Annotated in this window: 1 pseudogene; it reads right to left on the minus strand. The window is 39.3% G+C overall.

Going from position 1 to position 1363, the window contains the following annotated elements:
- Positions 1–1363: pseudogene (locus tag UEQ13_RS00020) on the minus strand (hypothetical protein); the annotation flags it as partial.

Here is a 1363-nt window from a genome sequence, read left to right on the forward strand (position 1 = left end):
TGTTATTAAATGTAGCTATCCATTCAAATGTAGCACCTGGAACAGTTGAATTATTAGCTATTAAAACAGCTAAATTCATATTATCGCCATTACATATAGAATAATCAGCTATTTGAGTGATAAATTGTGGAGTTGGCTCTTCTGTTACAGTAACTGTAGCAGTATCTCTTCCGGCACAAGGTGCTATAGCAGTAACAGTATAAGTATAAACCAAACCAGAATTACTCCATGTTCCTCCAGCATTTGGATTTCCTCCTAACTGAGCAAATAACTGTGCATTAGTTGGAGTTGTACCTTGACAAACTCTCAAAGTTCCATCTGTTCCTGCGTTCGGTGGAGCTTGTTCTGTTACAGTAACTATAGCAGTATCGGTTCCCGTACAAGGTGCTATTGCATTTATTGTATAAGTATAAACTAAACCAGAATTTGTCCAACTTCCTCCTGCTGTTGGCGTACCACCTAATTGTGCGAATAATTGTGCATTTGTAGGCGTTGTACCTTGACAGATTGTTAAAGTTCCATCAGTTCCTGCAATTGGTTGCGGTTGTTCTGTAACAGTAACTGTAGCCGTTGCATTTAATGCACAAGGTGCTATCGCAGTAACGGTATAAGTATAAACTAAACCTGAATTCGTCCATGTTCCTCCAGCAGTTGGCGTTCCTCCTAATTGTGCAAATAATTGCGCATTTGTAGGAGTTGTACCTTGACAAACTGTTAAAGTACCATTTGTTCCTGCATTAGGTTTAGGCTGAACTACTACAGTAACTGTAGACGTATCGAACCCCGTACAAGGAGATATTGCATTTATAGTATAAGTATAAACTAAACCTGAATTCGTCCATGTTCCTCCAGCAGTTGGCGTTCCTCCTAATTGTGCAAATAATTGCGCATTTGTAGGAGTTGTACCTTGACAAACTGTTAAAGTACCATTTGTTCCTGCATTAGGTTTAGGCTGAACTACTACAGTAACTGTAGACGTATCGAACCCCGTACAAGGAGATATTGCATTTATAGTATAAGTATAAACTAAACCTGAATTCGTCCATGTTCCTCCAGCAGTTGGCGTTCCTCCTAATTGTGCAAATAATTGCGCATTTGTAGGAGTTGTACCTTGACAAACTGTTAAAGTACCATTTGTTCCTGCATTAGGTTGTGCTTGCTCTGTTACAGTAACAGTAGCTGAAGCATTTGTTGTACATGGAGCAATTGCAGCAACAGTATAAGTATAAACTAAACCTGAATTTGTCCAACTTCCTCCTGCTGTTGGCGTGCCTCCTAATTGTGCAAATAATTGCGCATTTGTAGGTGTTGTACCTTGACAAACTGTTAAAGTACCATTTGTTCCTGCATTAGGTTGTGCTTG

The sequence above is a fragment of the Flavobacterium facile genome (assembly GCF_036321945.1).
GTDB lineage: Bacteria > Bacteroidota > Bacteroidia > Flavobacteriales > Flavobacteriaceae > Flavobacterium > Flavobacterium facile.